The organism is Streptomyces sp. NPDC007991 (genome assembly GCF_042958445.1).
GTDB lineage: Bacteria > Actinomycetota > Actinomycetes > Streptomycetales > Streptomycetaceae > Streptomyces.
In genome coordinates this window covers 74,908-90,027 of sequence record NZ_JBIBJD010000016.1, presented here as the reverse complement: position 1 = coordinate 90,027, position 15,120 = coordinate 74,908, and the positions used below count along the sequence as shown (strand labels likewise).

The following is a 15,120-nucleotide window of genomic DNA, read 5'->3' as shown; positions in this document are numbered from 1 at the left end:
CTCACGCGGGTTCCCCGTAAGCGGCCGTCGTCCCGGCCCGCACGGCGGTTTGAGCGATCAGCGGACGGTTACACGGACGGCGACTGACGCACAGCCCGAGGAGGTCGTGGACGCATGTCCGGTACGCAGCTCACCGTCACGCTCAGCGGCGGGGGCGCCGACGACGCACGAGCGGTCGTCCGGGCCCTGGAAGGCACGTTCGGGACACCGGACGAGCTGCCCGCCGACGAGAACGCGACCGTGCACATGGCGACCTTCGACGACGGCGGGGGCGCGGATCCCGCCGGGAGCTCCGGAGCGAGCGCCGAGCGCCTGTCCGCCCCGGTGACCGTCACGGTGCAGGGCGCCCCGGAGGCGGTGCGGCGGGCGAGCGACACGCTAACCCGGGCCTTCACAGCCCGCGACGACGGTGCCGCCTCCGGCGACCAGGAGCAGGAGAGGCAGCTGCTCCTGGTGCCCTGAGGGCGCGCCTCACCAGCGGGATTCCACCTGGTCCCTGATCCGCCGGTCGTAGAGGTCGCGGATCGCCGTCAGCGTCTCGCCGGGCAGTTCCGGCAGGCGGGCGGCGGCCGCGTTGGCACGAGCCTGCTCGGGCGAGCGGGCGCCGGGGATCACGGTGGTGACGCCGGGCTGGTCGATGATCCACCGCAGGGCCAGCTGGGCCGGGGTGTACCCCTGCGGGGCGAGCGCGGCGAACTCGGTGGCGGCCTCGACGCCGGTGGCGTAGTCGACGCCGGAGAAGGTCTCGCCCACGTCGAAGGACTCGCCGTGCCGGTTGTAGGTGCGATGGTCGTTCTCCGGGAAGACCGTGTCCCGGGTGTACTTGCCCGACAGCAGGCCGGAGGCCAGCGGGACGCGGGCGATGATGCCGACGCCCGCCTCGCGGGCGGCCGGGAGCACTTCGCGCAGGGGCTTCATGCGGAACGGGTTGAGGATGATCTGCACGCTCGCCACGTTCGGCCGGGCGATCGCGGTCAGCGCCTCCGCACAGGTCTCGACGCTGACGCCGTACGCGGCGATCCGCTCCTCCTCGACCAGGGTGTCGAGGGCGTCGAACACCTCGTCCGTGGAGTAGACGGGCGTCGGCGGGCAGTGCAGCTGCACCAGGTCGATGCGGTCGACGCCGAGGTTGCGCCGGGAGCGGTCGTTCCAGGCGCGGAAGTTGTCGAGCACGTAGTTCTCGGGGATCTGGTCGACCCGGCGGCCCATCTTGGTGGCGACCATCACGTGCAGGTCCGGTCGGCCGCCGAGAAAGGCGGCGATGGTCTGCTCGCTGCGGCCGTCGCCGTACACGTCGGCGGTGTCGAAGAAGGTCACCCCGGCCTCGGCCGCCGCCTCCAGCACCGCGAGGGCTTCCTTGTCGTCGACGTCTCCCCAGTCGGCCCCCAGCTGCCACGTACCGAGACCGACCACGGAGGCGTGCTGACCCGACCTGTCGAATGTGCGCTCGTCCATGGGCGTCAGTCTGTCATCCGTCACGGCCGTGCGCGGAACAACTCGCTCCGGGCCCCACCGCTGCCCGATTCACTCACACGAGTGAATAGAGTCGACAGGGATATGTCATGTGTCAACGGGCACCTAGCGTGGCTCGACGTGACAACTGGTTCAGTGAGCAACTTTCCGTTGGACGAGGCGCGTTGGTCGCGCCGGGGTTTCCTCCTCACCGCGGCCGCGCTGGCCGTCGTACCGGGCCTCCCGGCGGATCCGGCCGTCGCCGCGGCGGAGGTTCCGGACTTCCCGGCGGACGTCGCGCTGTACCGCTCGGCGTACCGGAACTGGGTCGGCGAGATCACCGCCGACGGCCTGTGGGCCTGTGCGCCGGCAAGCCCCGGCCAGGTGGTCGAGGTCGTCAACTGGGCCTGGCGGCAGGGGTGGCGGGTGCGGGCCCGGGGCGCCTCGCACGGCTGGTCGCCCCTGACGGTGACGGAGGGGATGCCGTCCGGTGCGCCGGTCCTCCTCGTCGACACCGCGCCTCACCTGACCGGCCTCGCCCTGGACTCGCCGACCGCCGTGCGCGCCGGCACCGGCGTGACCATGGAGGCGCTGCTCACCTTCCTGGAGGAGCACGGCCTCGGGGTCACGGCGGCTCCCGCCCCCGGTGTCCTCACCCTGGGCGGCGCCCTGGCGGTCGACGCGCACGGCACCGCCGTTCCCGCACGGGACGAACGCCGCCCGCCGGGGCACACGTACGGCTCGCTGAGCAATCTGATCCTGTCCCTGACGGCCGTGGTGTGGGACTCCCGGGCCGGCGCGTACGCGCTGCGCACGTTCCACCGTGACGAGGCGGACTGCGCCGCGCTGCTGACCCATCTCGGACGGTCCCTGGTGACCGAGGTGGTGCTGCGGGTGGGCGCGGACACCGCGCTGCGGTGCGTGAGCCGTACGGACATCCCGGCCGGCGAACTGTTCGCCGCGCCCGGCTCAGGCAACGGCCGCCGCACGTTCGCGAGCTTCCTGGAGGAAGCCGGGCGGGCCGAGGCGATCTGGTTCGCCTTCACCGAACACCCCTGGCTGAAGGTGTGGAGCGTCTCCCCCACCCGGCCGCTGACCTCACGGCACGTGAGGCGGCCGTACAACTACCCGTTCTCCGACACCATCCCGGCCCCGGTGGCGGACCTGGTGGGCCGGATGACGTCCGAGGCAGCCTGGTATCTGGCGCCGCTGCTGGGCACCGCCCAGTACGACGCGGCCGCCCTCGGGCTGGTGGCGACGCTCTCCGGCGACCTCTGGGGGCCGTCCAAGAACACCCTGCTGTATCTGAAGCCGACCACCCTGCGGGTCCACGCGAACGGCTATGCCGTGCTCACGTCCAGGGACCAGGTGCAGCGGGTCGTGGCCGGGTTCGCCGCGTTCTACCGCGAGCGGCTGACGGCGTACGCGGCCCGGGGCAGCTTCCCCGTCAACGGGTCGGTGGAGATCCGGGTGACCGGACTGGACGACCCCGGCGACTGCGGGCTGGCCGGGGCCCGCCCGCCGCTGCTGTCGGCGCTCCGGCCGCGCGCGGTCCACCCCGAGTGGGACACGGCCGTGTGGCTGGACATCCTGACGCTGCCGGGCACGCCGGACGCGGAGGCGTTCCTGCGCGAGATCGAACGGTTCCTGCTGCGCGCGTTCGACGGCGGGTCCGCCCTCACCCGGGTGGAGTGGTCCAAGGGGTGGGCGTACACGGACGACGGGGTGTGGGACGACGAGGAGGTGCTGGGCACGGTGGTGCCGGCCGCGGTCGGCACGGCCGAGTGGGCCGAGGCGGACGCGGTACTGCACCGGCTGGACCCGCACAGCGTGTACGGCAACGCCTTCCTGGACCGGCTGTTCGGGCAGGGCGCCCAGGGGTGACGGGCAAGGACCCCTAAGGCGTGAGGTGTGCCTGCACGGCGGGCGCGTAGCGCTCCACCAGGGCGTCGACGGTGCTCGCCCGTACCTCGGTGCCACGGGCGATGCCGTACATCACGCCCAGCCCGAGCAGGGCCGCGACGGCCAGTTCGGCGCGCAGGCCGGCGTCGGGGCCCGAGAGGCGGGCGGTGAGCAGGTCGGTCACCTGGGTGCGGAAGTTGGCGCGCAGGATGTCGCCCTGCTCGCCGTGCAGGGGCGCGAACACGATCCGCAGCAACGGGTCGGCGCCCTGCTGGGTCTGGCTGAGCAGGACGTGCCGGACCATGTGCGGTCCGAGTTCCTCGACGGGCGCGGCCAGCAGCGCGGCGGCGTCGGTCTCGAAGGACATGACCCGGGCGAACAGCGTGTCCTTGTTGCCGAAGTACTTCAGGATCAGCGGCGGGCTCACCCCGGCGCGGTCGGCGACCGCCTTGAGCGTGATGTCGGCGTGCGCGTGCCGGGCCAGCAGGTGGCGGGCCGCCTTCAGGATGGCCGCCTTGGACGCCTCGGCGTCCCTGCGCGCCGGCGTGGGCGTGGGTGTGACGGGTGGAGTGCTCACGGCACTCATGCTCCCTCCATCGCCCGGTCCCGCGCGCCCCTGGTGCGGGCCCCGGCAGGCCGGGGCCCGTCGGTGGCGTCCTGCGCGGTGTCGCCGGGGATGCACAGCGCCGCCGCCGTGGCCACCAGGGCGACCGCGCCGGCCATCGCGAACGCCAGCAGATAGCCGTGCAGGGTGGGCACCGGCACGCCGCCGACCAGGCCGGTGTGGTGCACCAGGACGGCGGCCACGGCGGCGCTGGAGCCGGCCTGGCCGATCGTCCGCATCAGGACGTTGACGCCGTTGGCGGAGGCGGTCTGCCCGGCCGGCACGGCACGCAGGATGAGCGTGGGCAGCGCCGAGTAGGCCAGGGTGGTCCCGGTCGCGACGACCGTGGCGCCCGCGATGATCATCCACAGGTCGCGGCTGTCGGCGATGCGGACCGCGTACCCGGCGGCGATGACCGCCGCCCCGAGGGCGAGCGTGACGCGCGGCCCGCGCGCGGCGGAGATCCGGGCGGAGACGGGCGACAGCAGCAGCATGACGACACCGCTGGGCAGCAGGCACAGTCCGGTGGCGACGATGGACAGCCCGAGCCCGTACCCGGTGGCCTTCGGCGCCTGCACGAGCTGGGCGGTGACCAGGGTGTTGGCGTAGAACGCGAACCCGGCGAGCAGGGCCGCCACATGGGACAGCCCGACCCGGGGCCGGGCAACCAGCCGCAGGTCCACGAGCGGCTGCTCGGCCCGCAACTGCTGCCACCACCACAGGGCGAACACGACGGCGGCACCCGCGAACAGGCCCACGACGCGCGCAGAGCCCCAGCCCCACTGCCCGCCCTGGGACACCCCGAGCAGCAGACACACCAGCCCGGCGGCCAGCCCCAGGGCGCCCGGCACGTCGAACCGGCCGGGCTCCCGCACGGGCGACTCGCGCACCGCCCACCACACCAGCGTCACGCCCGTGGCGCCGAGGGCGCTGGTCACCCAGAACATGGTGTGCCAGTCGGCGTACTGCACGATCACCGCGGCCAGCGGCAGGCCGAGCGCGGCGCCGATGCCGACGGTGGAGCTCATCAGCGCCACGGCCGATCCCCGGCGTTCCGGGGGCAGTTCGTCCCGAAGGATGCTGATGGACAGCGGGACGACCGCGGCGGCGGCTCCTGACAGGGTGCGGGCGGCGATGAGCACGCCGATGTCGGAGGACAGGGCGCACAGGACCGAGCCGGCGGTCATCAGCGCGAGGGCGGACATGAGCACCCGCCGCTTGCCGTACATGTCGCCGGCCCGGCCCAGGACCGGAGTGAGGACGGCGCCGGACAGCAGGGTGGCCGTGACCATCCAGGAGACCGTGCCCGCCGAGGCGCCGGTCAGCCGGGGCAGGTCGGGCAGCAGCGGGACGACGACGGTCTGCATGACGGCCATCAGGATGCCGCCGAAGGCGAGCACCGGGACGATGAGCCGGTCCCGGACAGTGCTCGCACCGGGCGGCTTGCGTATCGCGGCGGTCGGGTCCATCGGCACTCCAGCGGGCAGCGCCTGTCGAGGCGGCGGGTGAATGGCTATTCACCTTAGCCGGTGAATGGCCATTCACCCAAGAGCGGAACGCATGCGCGCGTGCTTACTCGCGGGCGGCCGGCGCCCGCGCGTGCACGCTCCGCGCGACCTTCGGGCCCAGCCGGCACTTGAACCGGCACAGCGGCTCGTGGAGCCGGTCGTACAGTCCACACCAGTAGGTGACGCCCCAGCCGCAGGTCGAGCCCTCCGGGTCGCGTTCTCGGCCGGACCGCCGAATCGCGTCAGTCTCCCGGCATGACGCACACCACCAGCACCTGACCGCGCGGGGAGAAACATCCGCCACGGCACGCCTCTCGGCCAGAACCTCCCCTTCCGTGCCCGTCCGGGCGCTCCCCGCAGCAAGATCACCTTGGTTCGACCTTGCACGGCACACGGCGAATTGCCCGAATCGCAGCCAACCGGCTCGCGTGGATTTCTCCCGGTACCGGACGGGCCGATAGGCATGCGGGGTCATCACCCGGACGAACTCAGGAGGTCCGTATGCCGGAACTCAGCCGTCGCCGTGCGCTCACCGCCGCGGCCGTCGTCGCCACGGTCGCGGGAACGGAGGCACGGCCGGCCGGCACCCCGGCCGCGGCCGCCGGGCACCACGACTCCCCCGAGGCCTTCGACGAGGTCTGCAAGGGCCGCCGGATACAGGGCGGGCCGGCCGCCGCGACCGGTCACCACCGCGGGGCGGGACACGCGGTCTTCGTCGACGGTGTGGAACTGCATGTGATGCGCAACGCCGACGGAACCTGGATCAGCGTCGTCAGCCACTACGACCCGGTGCCCACCCCGCGCGCCGCCGCCCGTGCCGCGGTGGACGAGCTCCAGGGCGCGCCACTGCTGCCGTTCCCCGCCAACCGACCCGCCCCGCGAGGCACCTGGAGCACCCGCACATGACCGTCCGCAAGAACCAGTCCGCCCTGACCGCCGACGAGAAGCGGCGTTTTGTCGCCGCGCTCCTGGAGCTGAAGCGCGGCGGCCGAGTCAGAGCGGGCGCTGCGGTCGGTGGACGCGTCGGTGGCCCTGCCGTACTGGGACTGGAGCGTCGACCGTTCGCCGCGGGCCTCGCTGTGGGCGCCCGACTTCCTCGGTGGCACCGCGCGCGAACGGGACGGCCGGGTCATGGACGGGCCGTTCTCCGCGTCCTCGGGGAACTGGCCGATCACCGTGCGGGACGACGGCCGTACGTTCCTGCGGCGCTCCCTCGGCGCCGGGGGACGCCCGTTGCCGACGCCGGCCGAGGCTGCCGGCCGCGGGCACGCCGGACGTCATCGACCTGGGCGAGACGATGCGGCCGTGGCACGACACGAGCCCGGCGGATCTGCTGGACCACACGACGCACTACACGTTCGACGCGTGATCAGACGGTCGCTCCCGCGCGGCACTCGGGGTGGCCCCAGCCGCTGTCGTTCTTGGCGATGGACTCACCGGCCGCGTAGGGACGGCCGCACTGGCAGCGGCCGGGGAACTTCGCCTTGATCGTGCGCGAGGAGCCCTTCGCGGCGGACGCCTTCCCGGTGCCGGTCGCGCCGCGCGAGCGGGAACGCGGGGTCTTGGCCGGGGTGTCCGGGGCGGGCGGCGGCTCGGGGGAACCGAGGCCGCTACCCGCGGGCTCCTGGACGGTGGCGGCCTGGCTGGCGGCGCGGTCCGCGAAGTCGTTGAGCCGGTCGCCGTCGACCTGGTGGGCGGGCACGTAGCGGAACTCGACCGAGCGGCCGTCCAGAAGCTCGTCGATGCGCACGACGAGGTCCTGGTTGGCGACCGGCTTTCCGCCGGACGTCTTCCAGCCGTTGCGCTTCCAGCCGGGCAGCCAGGTGGTGACGGCCTTCATGGCGTACTGCGAGTCCATCCGGATCTCCAGCGGCACGTCCGGGTCGGTCGCCGTCAGCAGGCGCTCCAGCGCGGTGAGTTCCGCGACGTTGTTGGTGGCCTTGCCGAGCGGCCCGGCCTCCCAGCGCACCGGGCTCTCGGAAGCGTCGGCGACGACCCAGGCCCAGCCCGCGGGTCCGGGATTTCCCTTCGAAGCCCCGTCACACGCGGCCACAACACGTTCAGGCATGGGCTCGATCATGCCATGGCCGCGTGAGCGGTCCGGCCCGAGGTCTCAGCTCACGTCGGTCATCTTCGGCATGTCGCCCTCGCTCCTGGTGAGGTCGATGACCGAGAAGTTGGCGCCCTGCGGGTCGCTGAGGGCCGCGAACCGGCCGAACGGGGTGTCCATCGGCCCGAACCGCAGGACGCCGCCGAGCTTGGTGGCCTTGGCGATCGTGTCGTCGCAGTCCTCGACGGCGAAGTAGACGTTGATGTACGGCGGCATCTCGGGCGGGAAGTCGTCCGTCATCTCCATCCGGCCCAGCACGCTGCGGTCGCCGAGGTCGTAGATCCGGAAGTCCATCGCGTCGTCCGTCATCTGCTTCTGCCGGTAGGAGAAGACGGCGGGGAAGAACGCGTCGGACTTCTCGGGCTCGCGGGTGAAGACCTCCGCCCAGGTGTAGGCACCCGGTTCGCCCGTCGTGTCGAAGCCCTCGTGGGTGCCCGCCTGCCAGACGCCGAAGACGACACCGCCGGGGTCGCGGGCCAGGCACATCGTGCCGAAGTCGCCGACCTGCATCGGCTCCATCAGCACCTCGCCGCCGTTGTCACGGATCCGGGCGGCCGTGGCGGCGGCGTCCTGGGCCGCGAAGTACAGGCACCACTGCGACTGGCCCTCCTGTCCGGGCATGGGCGGGACGACGGCGGCGACCGCCTTGCCGTTCGAGTGGGCCTCGGTGTAGTTGCCGAACTCCGACGACGCCTCGGCGAACGTCCAGCCGAGGACCTCTCCGTAGAAGCTCTTGGCCCCTTCGAGGTCGCCGAACATCGCGTCGGCCCAGCACGGGGTTCCTTCAGGTTGCACGGCCATGACTGCGACCCTTCCAAATGGGTGGATAGTCCGTTTCCTCACGCTAGTCACCCGTGGACGGGCTCGCGCGCCGAACGGGCGGGCCCGGCGCAGACTGGATGGTGCGGACACCCCCATGGGCCTTCGTGAGGACGGGGAGCGGCGGCATGGCGGACGGGACGATGCGCGCGTGGTCGGTGGTACGGCCGGGCCCGGTCGAGGAGGGGGCCCTGCGGCTGGTCGAGAAGCCGGTGCCGGTGCCGGCGGACGACGAGCTGCTGGTGCGGGTGCGCGCCTGCGGTGTGTGCCGCACCGACCTGCACGTCGCGGAGGGCGACCTGCCCGTGCGCCGGGTGGGCGTCACGCCCGGTCATGAGGTCGTCGGGGTGGTGGCCGGGGCGGGCGCGGCGGTGCACGGCTTCACACCGGGCGAGCGGGTCGGTGTGGCCTGGCTGCGCCGCACCGACGGCAGCTGCGCGTACTGCGCGCGCGGCGCGGAGAACCTGTGCCCCCGCTCCGCGTACACGGGCTGGCACGCCGACGGCGGCTACGCGCAGTACACGACGGTGCCGGAGGCGTTCGCCTACCGGCTGCCGGACGGTGTGCCGGACGTGGCCCTGGCTCCCCTCCTGTGCGCGGGCATCATCGGCCACCGGGCGCTGCGGCGGGCCGCGCTGCCGCCCGGGGGACGGCTCGGCCTGTACGGCTTCGGGGGCAGTGCCCATCTGTGCGCGCAGGTGGCGCTCGCCGAGGGCGCCACCGTGCACGTCATGACGCGCGGTGCGGCGGCCCGGCGGCTGGCGCTGGAGCTGGGCGCGGCCTCCGCGCAGGACGCGTACGCGAGGCCGCCGGAGCCGCTGGACAGCGCGATCCTGTTCGCCCCCGCCGGCGAGCTGGTCCCGGTCGCCCTGCGCGCCCTGGACCGCGGGGGCGTCCTGGCCGTCGCCGGCATCCACCTCACCGACACGCCGCCGCTGCACTACGAGTCCGAGCTCTTCTACGAGAAGGAGTTGCGCAGCGTCGCCTCCAACACGCGTGAGGACGGCCGCGCGTTCCTGGCCCTCGCGGCGCGGTACGGCGTGCGCGCGACCACGCACCCGTATCCCCTGTCGCGGGCCGTGGCGGCACTCACGGATCTCAAGGCCGGGCGGTTCGACGGGGCGGCGGTGCTGGTGAACGACGTGACGTGACGTGTCTTCCCCTCGGGGTCCGGCTGTGCTTGCCTGGTGAGCCGTTTCACCGGGCCGGGGCGGGAGTTGCCGTATGCGCAGACCGTGGATCGTGGGTGTGCTGGTGGCGGGGCTGCTGCTGGGCGCGTGCGGCGATCCCTCGTCCGGGCCCGGGACTCCCCCGCCGTCCGCGCCGGAGGTGTCCGCGACCACGCATCGGCGGGCCCCCGTCTCCCCCGGTGCCCGGGCCCCCGTGAAGCCGCCCACCGTGCTGTACCTCGGCGACTCGCTCGCCATGGAGAACCAGAAGGTCCTCGGCCAGGAGCTGCGCCGGGAGCTGCGCGCGACGTACACGAGCGCCCCCTACTCGGGCACCACCCTGTGCGACTACCTGGAGGGCACGGCCGAGCGGTCCCTCGTCCCGGCCCGGGACAAGGCGGCCGCCCTGGTGCGGTCGCTGCGTCCGGACTTCGTGGTGCTGCAGTTCTGGGGCAACGCCTGGGACTTCACCTGGTGCATGGACGGGATCACGTACGACGGTGCGCGGGAGCGGTACTTCAAGCGGTACGAGGCCGACGCACGCAGGCTCGTCGAGCAGGTTTCGACGGCCGGCGGCTCCCACCGGCCTCGGATCGTGTGGGTGCTCCAGGGCCCGGATCCCATCACGCCCGACCGGGTGCGCCGGGTGAACGGACTGTACGAGCGGCTGGCCACCACGACGGGCGGCGCCGTCGCCGACGCCGGGAGAGCGGTGAGTGCGGGCTCGGACCGCTACGCCTGGACGCAGTACCTGCCGTGCACCGCCTACGAGCGGGCGCATCCCGACTACTGCACCCAGCCGTCCCGCAGCCGGACGGCCCTGCACCGGGACGACGACTACCTGCACTTCTGCCTGGCGCCCACCACATCCACGCCGAAACCCTGCCCGGTCCGCTCCCCCGGCATCCTGCGCATCGCCCGGGAGATCGCGAAAACCATTCGACAGTCGGCGAGTTGACCGCTCGAATGGCGCCATGTGCGCGGTGCGAATGCATGAGGACGAAGTGGACGTCGATGTCGCGCTCGTCGGCAGGCTGATCGCGGGCCGGTTCCCGCGGTGGGCAGGGCTGCCCCTGCGGCGCCTGGAGTCCTCGGGGACGGAGAACGCCATGTTCCGCCTCGGTGCGGACAAGGTCGTACGCCTCCCCCGGCATCCCCGCGCCGTCGAGGGCATCACGCACGAACTGCGCTGGCTGCCCCGGCTGGCACCCGGGCTGCCCGTCGCCGCGCCCGAGCCGCTGGGGCAAAGCGAGCCCGGCGACGGCTTCCCCTGGCCCTGGGCGGTGTACCGCTGGCTGGAGGGCCGCAACCCGGTGCCCGGCACGCTGGAGAAACCCGGACCGCTCGCCGCTGACCTGGCGACGTACGTCACCGCACTGCGCCGGATCGACGCGACGGACGGCCCGGTCGGGTACCGGGGTGTGCCGCTGGCGGCCCGGGACCGGTTCGTGCGGGAGGCACTCGCGCAGCTCGAGGGGCGGATCGATACGGCGGCGGTGACGGACCTGTGGGAGCGGGCCCTGCGTGTCCCGGAGTACGCCGGACCACCGGTCTGGGCGCACGGTGATCTGATGGCCGGGAACCTCCTGGTCAGGGACGGACGGCTGACGGCCGTGATCGACTACGGCACGGTCGGGGTGGGCGATCCCGCCGTCGACCTCATCGGCGCCTGGTGCCTGCTGCCCGCCGGGGTCCGCGGCCTCTTCCGCGAGGCCGTGGGCGCGGAAGAGGCCGAGTGGGCGCGCGGCCGGGGCTGGGCCCTGTCGATCGCGGTCATCGCGCTGCCGTACTACTGGGACACGAACCCGCCGGTCGCAAAGAACGCGCGGCATGTGATCAGGGAGATCCTGGCCGAGTCCCGGTAGGGGGTTCGCGCCCCTGTCCGGGGCGGGTCATTCGCCCGCGTAGGCCTTCTCCAGGGCCGCGATGTCGAACTTGCTCATCGCCATGAACGCCTGGGTCACCCGGGCCGCCTTCTCCGGGTCCGGGTCGGTGATCATGTCGTCGAGCCGGTCGGGGACGACCTGCCAGGACACGCCGAACCGGTCCTTGAGCCAGCCGCAGGGGCCGGGCTCGCCGCCATTCTCGGTGAGCTTGGTCCAGTAGTAGTCGATCTCCTCCTGGTTCTCGCAGAAGATCATGAAGGAGACCGCCTCGGTGAACCTGAACTCGGGGCCGCCGTTGAGTCCGAGGAACCTGTGGCCGTTGGCCGTGAACTCGACGGTCATCACGCTGCCGGCGGGCTGGGGCGCTCCCTCGGGGTAGCGGGCGGACTTTCCGATGCTGGAGTTCTTGAAGACCGAGACGTAGAAGTGGGCGGCCTCCTCGGCCTGGCCGTCGAACCAGAGACACGTGGTGAAACCGTCGGATGCCATGAGTACCTCCTGGGGCGTGCATCGCTGTCATCTGTATCGACCGGTCCACGCCGGGAAACTCATCGGCCGGGCGGGCGTTGTCTTTCGCCGGCGCGAGAAGGCCTGACCCCGGCGGTACGGGCGCGGGCTCTGCCGGGAGCGGATCTGCCGAGGGCAGAGAAACGGTCGGCGGGCGTCGTCCGAGGTCAAGAGTGGAGTCGACGGCACATCCGCGGCACGTCCGCGGGCCTTCTGACACGACTTGGCCACGACGAGGAGAACCGATGGCTCCACTCACGACACTCGCCCCGCGGGCGGAGGAGGGCGACACCCCTCCGACCCGGTTCGACGACCACCTGGCCGCCCAACTGCTCGCGCAGCGCCTCGTGCTGCTGGGCACTCAGGTGGACGAGGTCTCCGCGAACCGGGTCTGCGCCCAGCTGCTGATCCTGTCCGCCGAGGACCCGCGCACCGACATCAGCCTGTACATCAACAGCCCCGGTGGGGCGGTGCACGCGGGGCTCGCCATCTACGACACGATGCGGCTCATCCCGAACGACGTCTCCACGCTGGCGATGGGCTTCGCCGCCAGCATGGGCCAGTTCCTGCTCAGCGTCGGCGCGCCGGGCAAGCGCTACGCCCTGCCGAACGCGCGGATCATGATGCACCAGCCGTCGGCGGGCATCGGCGGCACCACCGCCGACATCGAGATCCAGGCGGAGAACCTGGAGTTCACCAAGCGGACCATCGAGCGGATCACCGCCGAGCACACCGGCCAGAGCCCGGAGACGATCTCCCGGGACGGCGACCGGGACCGCTGGTTCACGGCCGAGGAGGCCAGGGAGTACGGGATGGTGGACCAGGTCGTGGAATCCCTCGCGGACGTCCGCCCTGCCGCGACGCGACGCAGGATGGGGCTGCAGTGATGGGGAGCTACACGATTCCGAACGTCATCGAGCGCACCCCGCAGGGCGAGCGGTCCTTCGACGTCTTCAGCCGGCTGCTCAACGAGCGGATCATCTTCCTCGGCACCGAGATCGACGACGGCGTCGCCAACGTCGTCATCGCGCAGCTCCTCCATCTGGAGTCGTCGGCGCCGGAGAGTGAGATCTCCGTCTACATCAACTCCCCCGGCGGCTCGTTCACCTCCCTGATGGCCATCTACGACACGATGTCGTACGTGCGGACGCCGATCTCGACGTGCTGCGTCGGACAGGCGGCCTCCACCGCGGCCGTGCTGCTGGCCGGCGGGGACCCCGGGCGGCGGTTCGTGCTGGAGCACGCGCGCGTGCTGCTCGGCCAGCCGGCGACCGGCGGGCAGCGCGGCATGGTCTCCGACCTGGCGCTGCAGGCCAAGGAGATGGTGCGGATCCGCTCCCAGGTGGAGGAGGTGCTGTCCCGGCACACCCACCACGACGTGGCGACCCTGCGGGCCGACATGGACCGCGACAAGGTGTTCACCGCGCAGGAGGCGGTGGGCTACGGACTGGCCGACGAGGTGCTCAGCCGGCGTCTCGTGCGGGTCTGAGACGCCGGCCGGCCCACCAAGTCAGGCGGCCATGCACAGTCCGTCGAGCGACGAGGTGGACGCCCCGCGGCGGCTGCCGCCCGTGTACCGCGAGGTGACGCGGGTCAGTTCGCCCTGCGCCCTGGACAGCAGGTCCCCGAGGCCTAGTCCGAGGGCGTGGGCGGCGGCCGCGAGGACCTCCGAGGAGGCCTCCTTGCGGCCGCGCTCCACCTCCGACAGGTACGGCATGGAGATCCGGGCCGCGTCGGCGACGTCCTTCAACGTGCGCTCCTGCGCGAGGCGTTCGCGCCGCAGCACGTCACCGACCAGGTCGCGCCACAGGGGCTCCTTCACGGCGGGAGTCGGCGGCCCGTGGCGCGGCGGAGCGGTGGCCGGGCGGGCGGCCTGGGGGCGAGCGCCGGACGGGCGCAGGGGGATGACGCGGGCTTCGTTCGGCACGTGGTTGCTCACTTCTCCAGCCTAGGAGGCGTGGTCGCCAGGGGAAGGGGACGGCGTTCCGCTCTGGGTGGAATCGCCGAACGAGCCGTGGTCCGGGCGGCGTTGGGAGACCGTGGCTCCGCCGTACGGTCCGTCGGCCACCGCCCCGCCCGCCCGGCCTCGGCCATGCCCGGCCCCGGTTCCGCAACGGCCGCGCATGTATAGCACGGAACCGGGTACCCGCAACCCGGAGGGACCAGGCAGATGTCCACCGTGACTTCATGGGAGAGGTAATGGAGACCGCCGTGATCCGGTCGCAGGCACAGGTCGTCGAAGAGAACGCGGAGGCCGGCACGGGTGACGGAGCGCTGCCGGGAGTCGTGGACCCGCGGTCCGTGGCTCCCCGGGACGCCAGGGAGCTGTCCCGTCAGTTCTTCCAGCGCCTGACGGAACTCGAAGAGGGCACGCACGAGTACCAGTACGCGCGCAACACGCTGATCGAGATGAACATGTCGCTCGTGCGGTTCGCGGCCGGCCGGTTCCGGGGCCGCGGCGACGACATGGAGGACATCGTCCAGACCGGGATGATCGGCCTGATCAAGGCCATCGACCGGTTCGAGCTGGCGCGCGAGGTCGAGTTCACCTCCTTCGCGCTGCCGTACATCGTCGGTGAGATCAAGCGGTTCTTCCGGGACACGACGTGGGCGGTGCACGTGCCGCGTCGGCTCCAGGAACTGCGGGTGGAGCTGGCCAAGGCCCGCGAGGAACTCGCCAGCCGGCTGGACCGCGAACCCACGGTCACCGAGCTGGCCACCCTGATGAACATCTCCGAGAAGGAGGTCGTCGAGGGGCAGATCGCCGCCAACGGGTACAACTCGTCGTCGCTGGACGCCGCGCTCACCGGCGACGGCCCGGAGGGCGGCGAGGCGGTCCTGGCCGACTTCATCGGCGTGGAGGAGGACGGGCTGCGCCTCGTCGAGGACTTCCACTCGCTCGCCCCGCTGATGGCGGAGCTCAGCGAGCGGGACCGGCGGATCCTCCACATGCGGTTCGTGGAGGAGGCCACCCAGGCGGAGATCGGGGAGCGGCTGGGCTGCTCGCAGATGCACGTCTCCCGCCTGATCAAGCGGATCATCACGCGCCTTCGCGAGGGCATGCTGGGCGAGCTGGGCTGCGCCTGACGCGGCCGGCGACCAGCGGGTGCCGTCCCCCACGCGCGGGAGTGGGACGGTACCCGCCTCTGTGCGGGCTCCGTGG

General features: G+C 72.5%; 16 protein-coding genes and 1 pseudogene. 10 read left to right on the top strand and 7 right to left on the bottom strand.

From position 1 onward, the window contains the following. Window positions 1–114: 114 nt before the first annotated feature. Window positions 115–462: a hypothetical protein gene (locus ACFZDA_RS35905; protein ID WP_391089753.1), complete on the top strand. Its 348-nt coding sequence runs from the start codon at window positions 115–117 to the stop codon at window positions 460–462. A gap of 9 nt (window positions 463–471) precedes the next feature. Here the strand turns inward: ACFZDA_RS35905 and ACFZDA_RS35900 are convergent, their stop codons facing one another. Continuing rightward, window positions 472–1,455 carry an aldo/keto reductase gene (locus tag ACFZDA_RS35900; protein ID WP_391089752.1) on the bottom strand — a complete coding sequence of 328 codons (984 nt, stop codon included), beginning with the start codon at window positions 1,453–1,455 and terminating at the stop codon, window positions 472–474. A 153-nt stretch (window positions 1,456–1,608) separates the two neighbouring features. On the opposite strand from ACFZDA_RS35900, the gene ACFZDA_RS35895 reads away from it, so the two are divergent. Further along, window positions 1,609–3,336, top strand: a complete 1,728-nt coding sequence (locus ACFZDA_RS35895; RefSeq protein ID WP_391089750.1) for a cholesterol oxidase substrate-binding domain-containing protein — start codon at window positions 1,609–1,611, stop codon at window positions 3,334–3,336. A gap of 13 nt (window positions 3,337–3,349) precedes the next feature. Here ACFZDA_RS35895 and ACFZDA_RS35890 read toward each other — a convergent pair whose 3' ends face one another. Together ACFZDA_RS35890 and ACFZDA_RS35885 are read right to left on the bottom strand one after the other, a co-directional pair. Then, window positions 3,350–3,940, bottom strand: coding sequence for a TetR family transcriptional regulator (locus tag ACFZDA_RS35890; RefSeq protein ID WP_391089748.1), 591 nt, complete (start codon window positions 3,938–3,940; stop codon window positions 3,350–3,352). Continuing rightward, window positions 3,937–5,427, bottom strand: coding sequence for an MFS transporter (locus tag ACFZDA_RS35885; RefSeq protein ID WP_391089747.1), 1,491 nt, complete (start codon window positions 5,425–5,427; stop codon window positions 3,937–3,939). Before ACFZDA_RS35885 ends, ACFZDA_RS35890 begins: the two co-directional genes overlap by 4 nt. Window positions 5,428–5,967: 540 nt before the next feature. Here ACFZDA_RS35885 and ACFZDA_RS35880 point away from each other — a divergent pair. Further along, window positions 5,968–6,372 carry a tyrosinase family oxidase copper chaperone gene (locus tag ACFZDA_RS35880; RefSeq protein WP_391089745.1) on the top strand — a complete coding sequence of 135 codons (405 nt, stop codon included), beginning with the start codon at window positions 5,968–5,970 and terminating at the stop codon, window positions 6,370–6,372. Next, window positions 6,369–6,835: pseudogene (locus tag ACFZDA_RS35875) on the top strand (tyrosinase family protein). Before ACFZDA_RS35880 ends, ACFZDA_RS35875 begins: the two are co-directional and overlap by 4 nt. Here the strand turns inward: ACFZDA_RS35875 and ACFZDA_RS35870 are convergent. Together ACFZDA_RS35870 and ACFZDA_RS35865 are read right to left on the bottom strand one after the other, a co-directional pair. After that, window positions 6,836–7,546, bottom strand: coding sequence for an RNase H family protein (locus ACFZDA_RS35870; protein WP_391089744.1), 711 nt, complete (start codon window positions 7,544–7,546; stop codon window positions 6,836–6,838). 33 nt (window positions 7,547–7,579) lie between these two features. Then, a complete protein-coding gene (locus ACFZDA_RS35865) occupies window positions 7,580–8,377 on the bottom strand; it encodes a VOC family protein (protein WP_391089742.1) in 798 nt (265 codons plus the stop codon). A 161-nt stretch (window positions 8,378–8,538) separates the two neighbouring features. On the opposite strand from ACFZDA_RS35865, the gene ACFZDA_RS35860 reads away from it, so the two are divergent. The 3 genes from ACFZDA_RS35860 (at window position 8,539) to ACFZDA_RS35850 (ending at window position 11,429) form a co-directional block, all read left to right on the top strand. Further along, window positions 8,539–9,546: a zinc-binding alcohol dehydrogenase family protein gene (locus ACFZDA_RS35860; protein ID WP_391089846.1), complete on the top strand. Its 1,008-nt coding sequence runs from the start codon at window positions 8,539–8,541 to the stop codon at window positions 9,544–9,546. 73 nt (window positions 9,547–9,619) lie between these two features. Beyond that, complete coding sequence (locus ACFZDA_RS35855; RefSeq protein WP_391089741.1) at window positions 9,620–10,522, top strand: SGNH/GDSL hydrolase family protein; 903 nt, start codon at window positions 9,620–9,622, stop codon at window positions 10,520–10,522. Between the two features lie 31 nt (window positions 10,523–10,553). Beyond that, complete coding sequence (locus ACFZDA_RS35850) at window positions 10,554–11,429, top strand: phosphotransferase (protein ID WP_391089739.1); 876 nt, start codon at window positions 10,554–10,556, stop codon at window positions 11,427–11,429. 27 nt (window positions 11,430–11,456) lie between these two features. On the opposite strand, the gene ACFZDA_RS35845 is transcribed toward ACFZDA_RS35850, so the two are convergent. Then, window positions 11,457–11,939, bottom strand: coding sequence for a VOC family protein (locus tag ACFZDA_RS35845; RefSeq protein WP_391089737.1), 483 nt, complete (start codon window positions 11,937–11,939; stop codon window positions 11,457–11,459). Window positions 11,940–12,202: 263 nt separating this feature from the next. On the opposite strand from ACFZDA_RS35845, the gene ACFZDA_RS35840 reads away from it, so the two are divergent. Both ACFZDA_RS35840 and ACFZDA_RS35835 read left to right on the top strand, forming a co-directional pair. Further along, window positions 12,203–12,844 (top strand): ATP-dependent Clp protease proteolytic subunit, encoded by a 642-nt coding sequence (locus ACFZDA_RS35840; RefSeq protein ID WP_391089735.1) that lies wholly within the window; start codon window positions 12,203–12,205, stop codon window positions 12,842–12,844. Next, the gene (locus ACFZDA_RS35835) at window positions 12,844–13,446 is read left to right on the top strand and encodes a ClpP family protease (RefSeq protein WP_010033129.1); all 603 of its coding nucleotides are present in this window, start codon (window positions 12,844–12,846) and stop codon (window positions 13,444–13,446) included. The genes ACFZDA_RS35840 and ACFZDA_RS35835 overlap by 1 nt, the downstream gene beginning before the upstream one ends. Window positions 13,447–13,467: 21 nt before the next feature. Here the strand turns inward: ACFZDA_RS35835 and ACFZDA_RS35830 are convergent, their stop codons facing one another. Then, entirely contained in the window at window positions 13,468–13,896 is a 429-nt protein-coding gene (locus tag ACFZDA_RS35830; protein ID WP_391089733.1) for a helix-turn-helix domain-containing protein, read from the bottom strand. A gap of 260 nt (window positions 13,897–14,156) precedes the next feature. Between ACFZDA_RS35830 and ACFZDA_RS35825 the strand changes: the two genes are divergently transcribed. Then, complete coding sequence (locus tag ACFZDA_RS35825) at window positions 14,157–15,044, top strand: SigB/SigF/SigG family RNA polymerase sigma factor (RefSeq protein ID WP_391089844.1); 888 nt, start codon at window positions 14,157–14,159, stop codon at window positions 15,042–15,044. Window positions 15,045–15,120 lie beyond the last annotated feature (76 nt).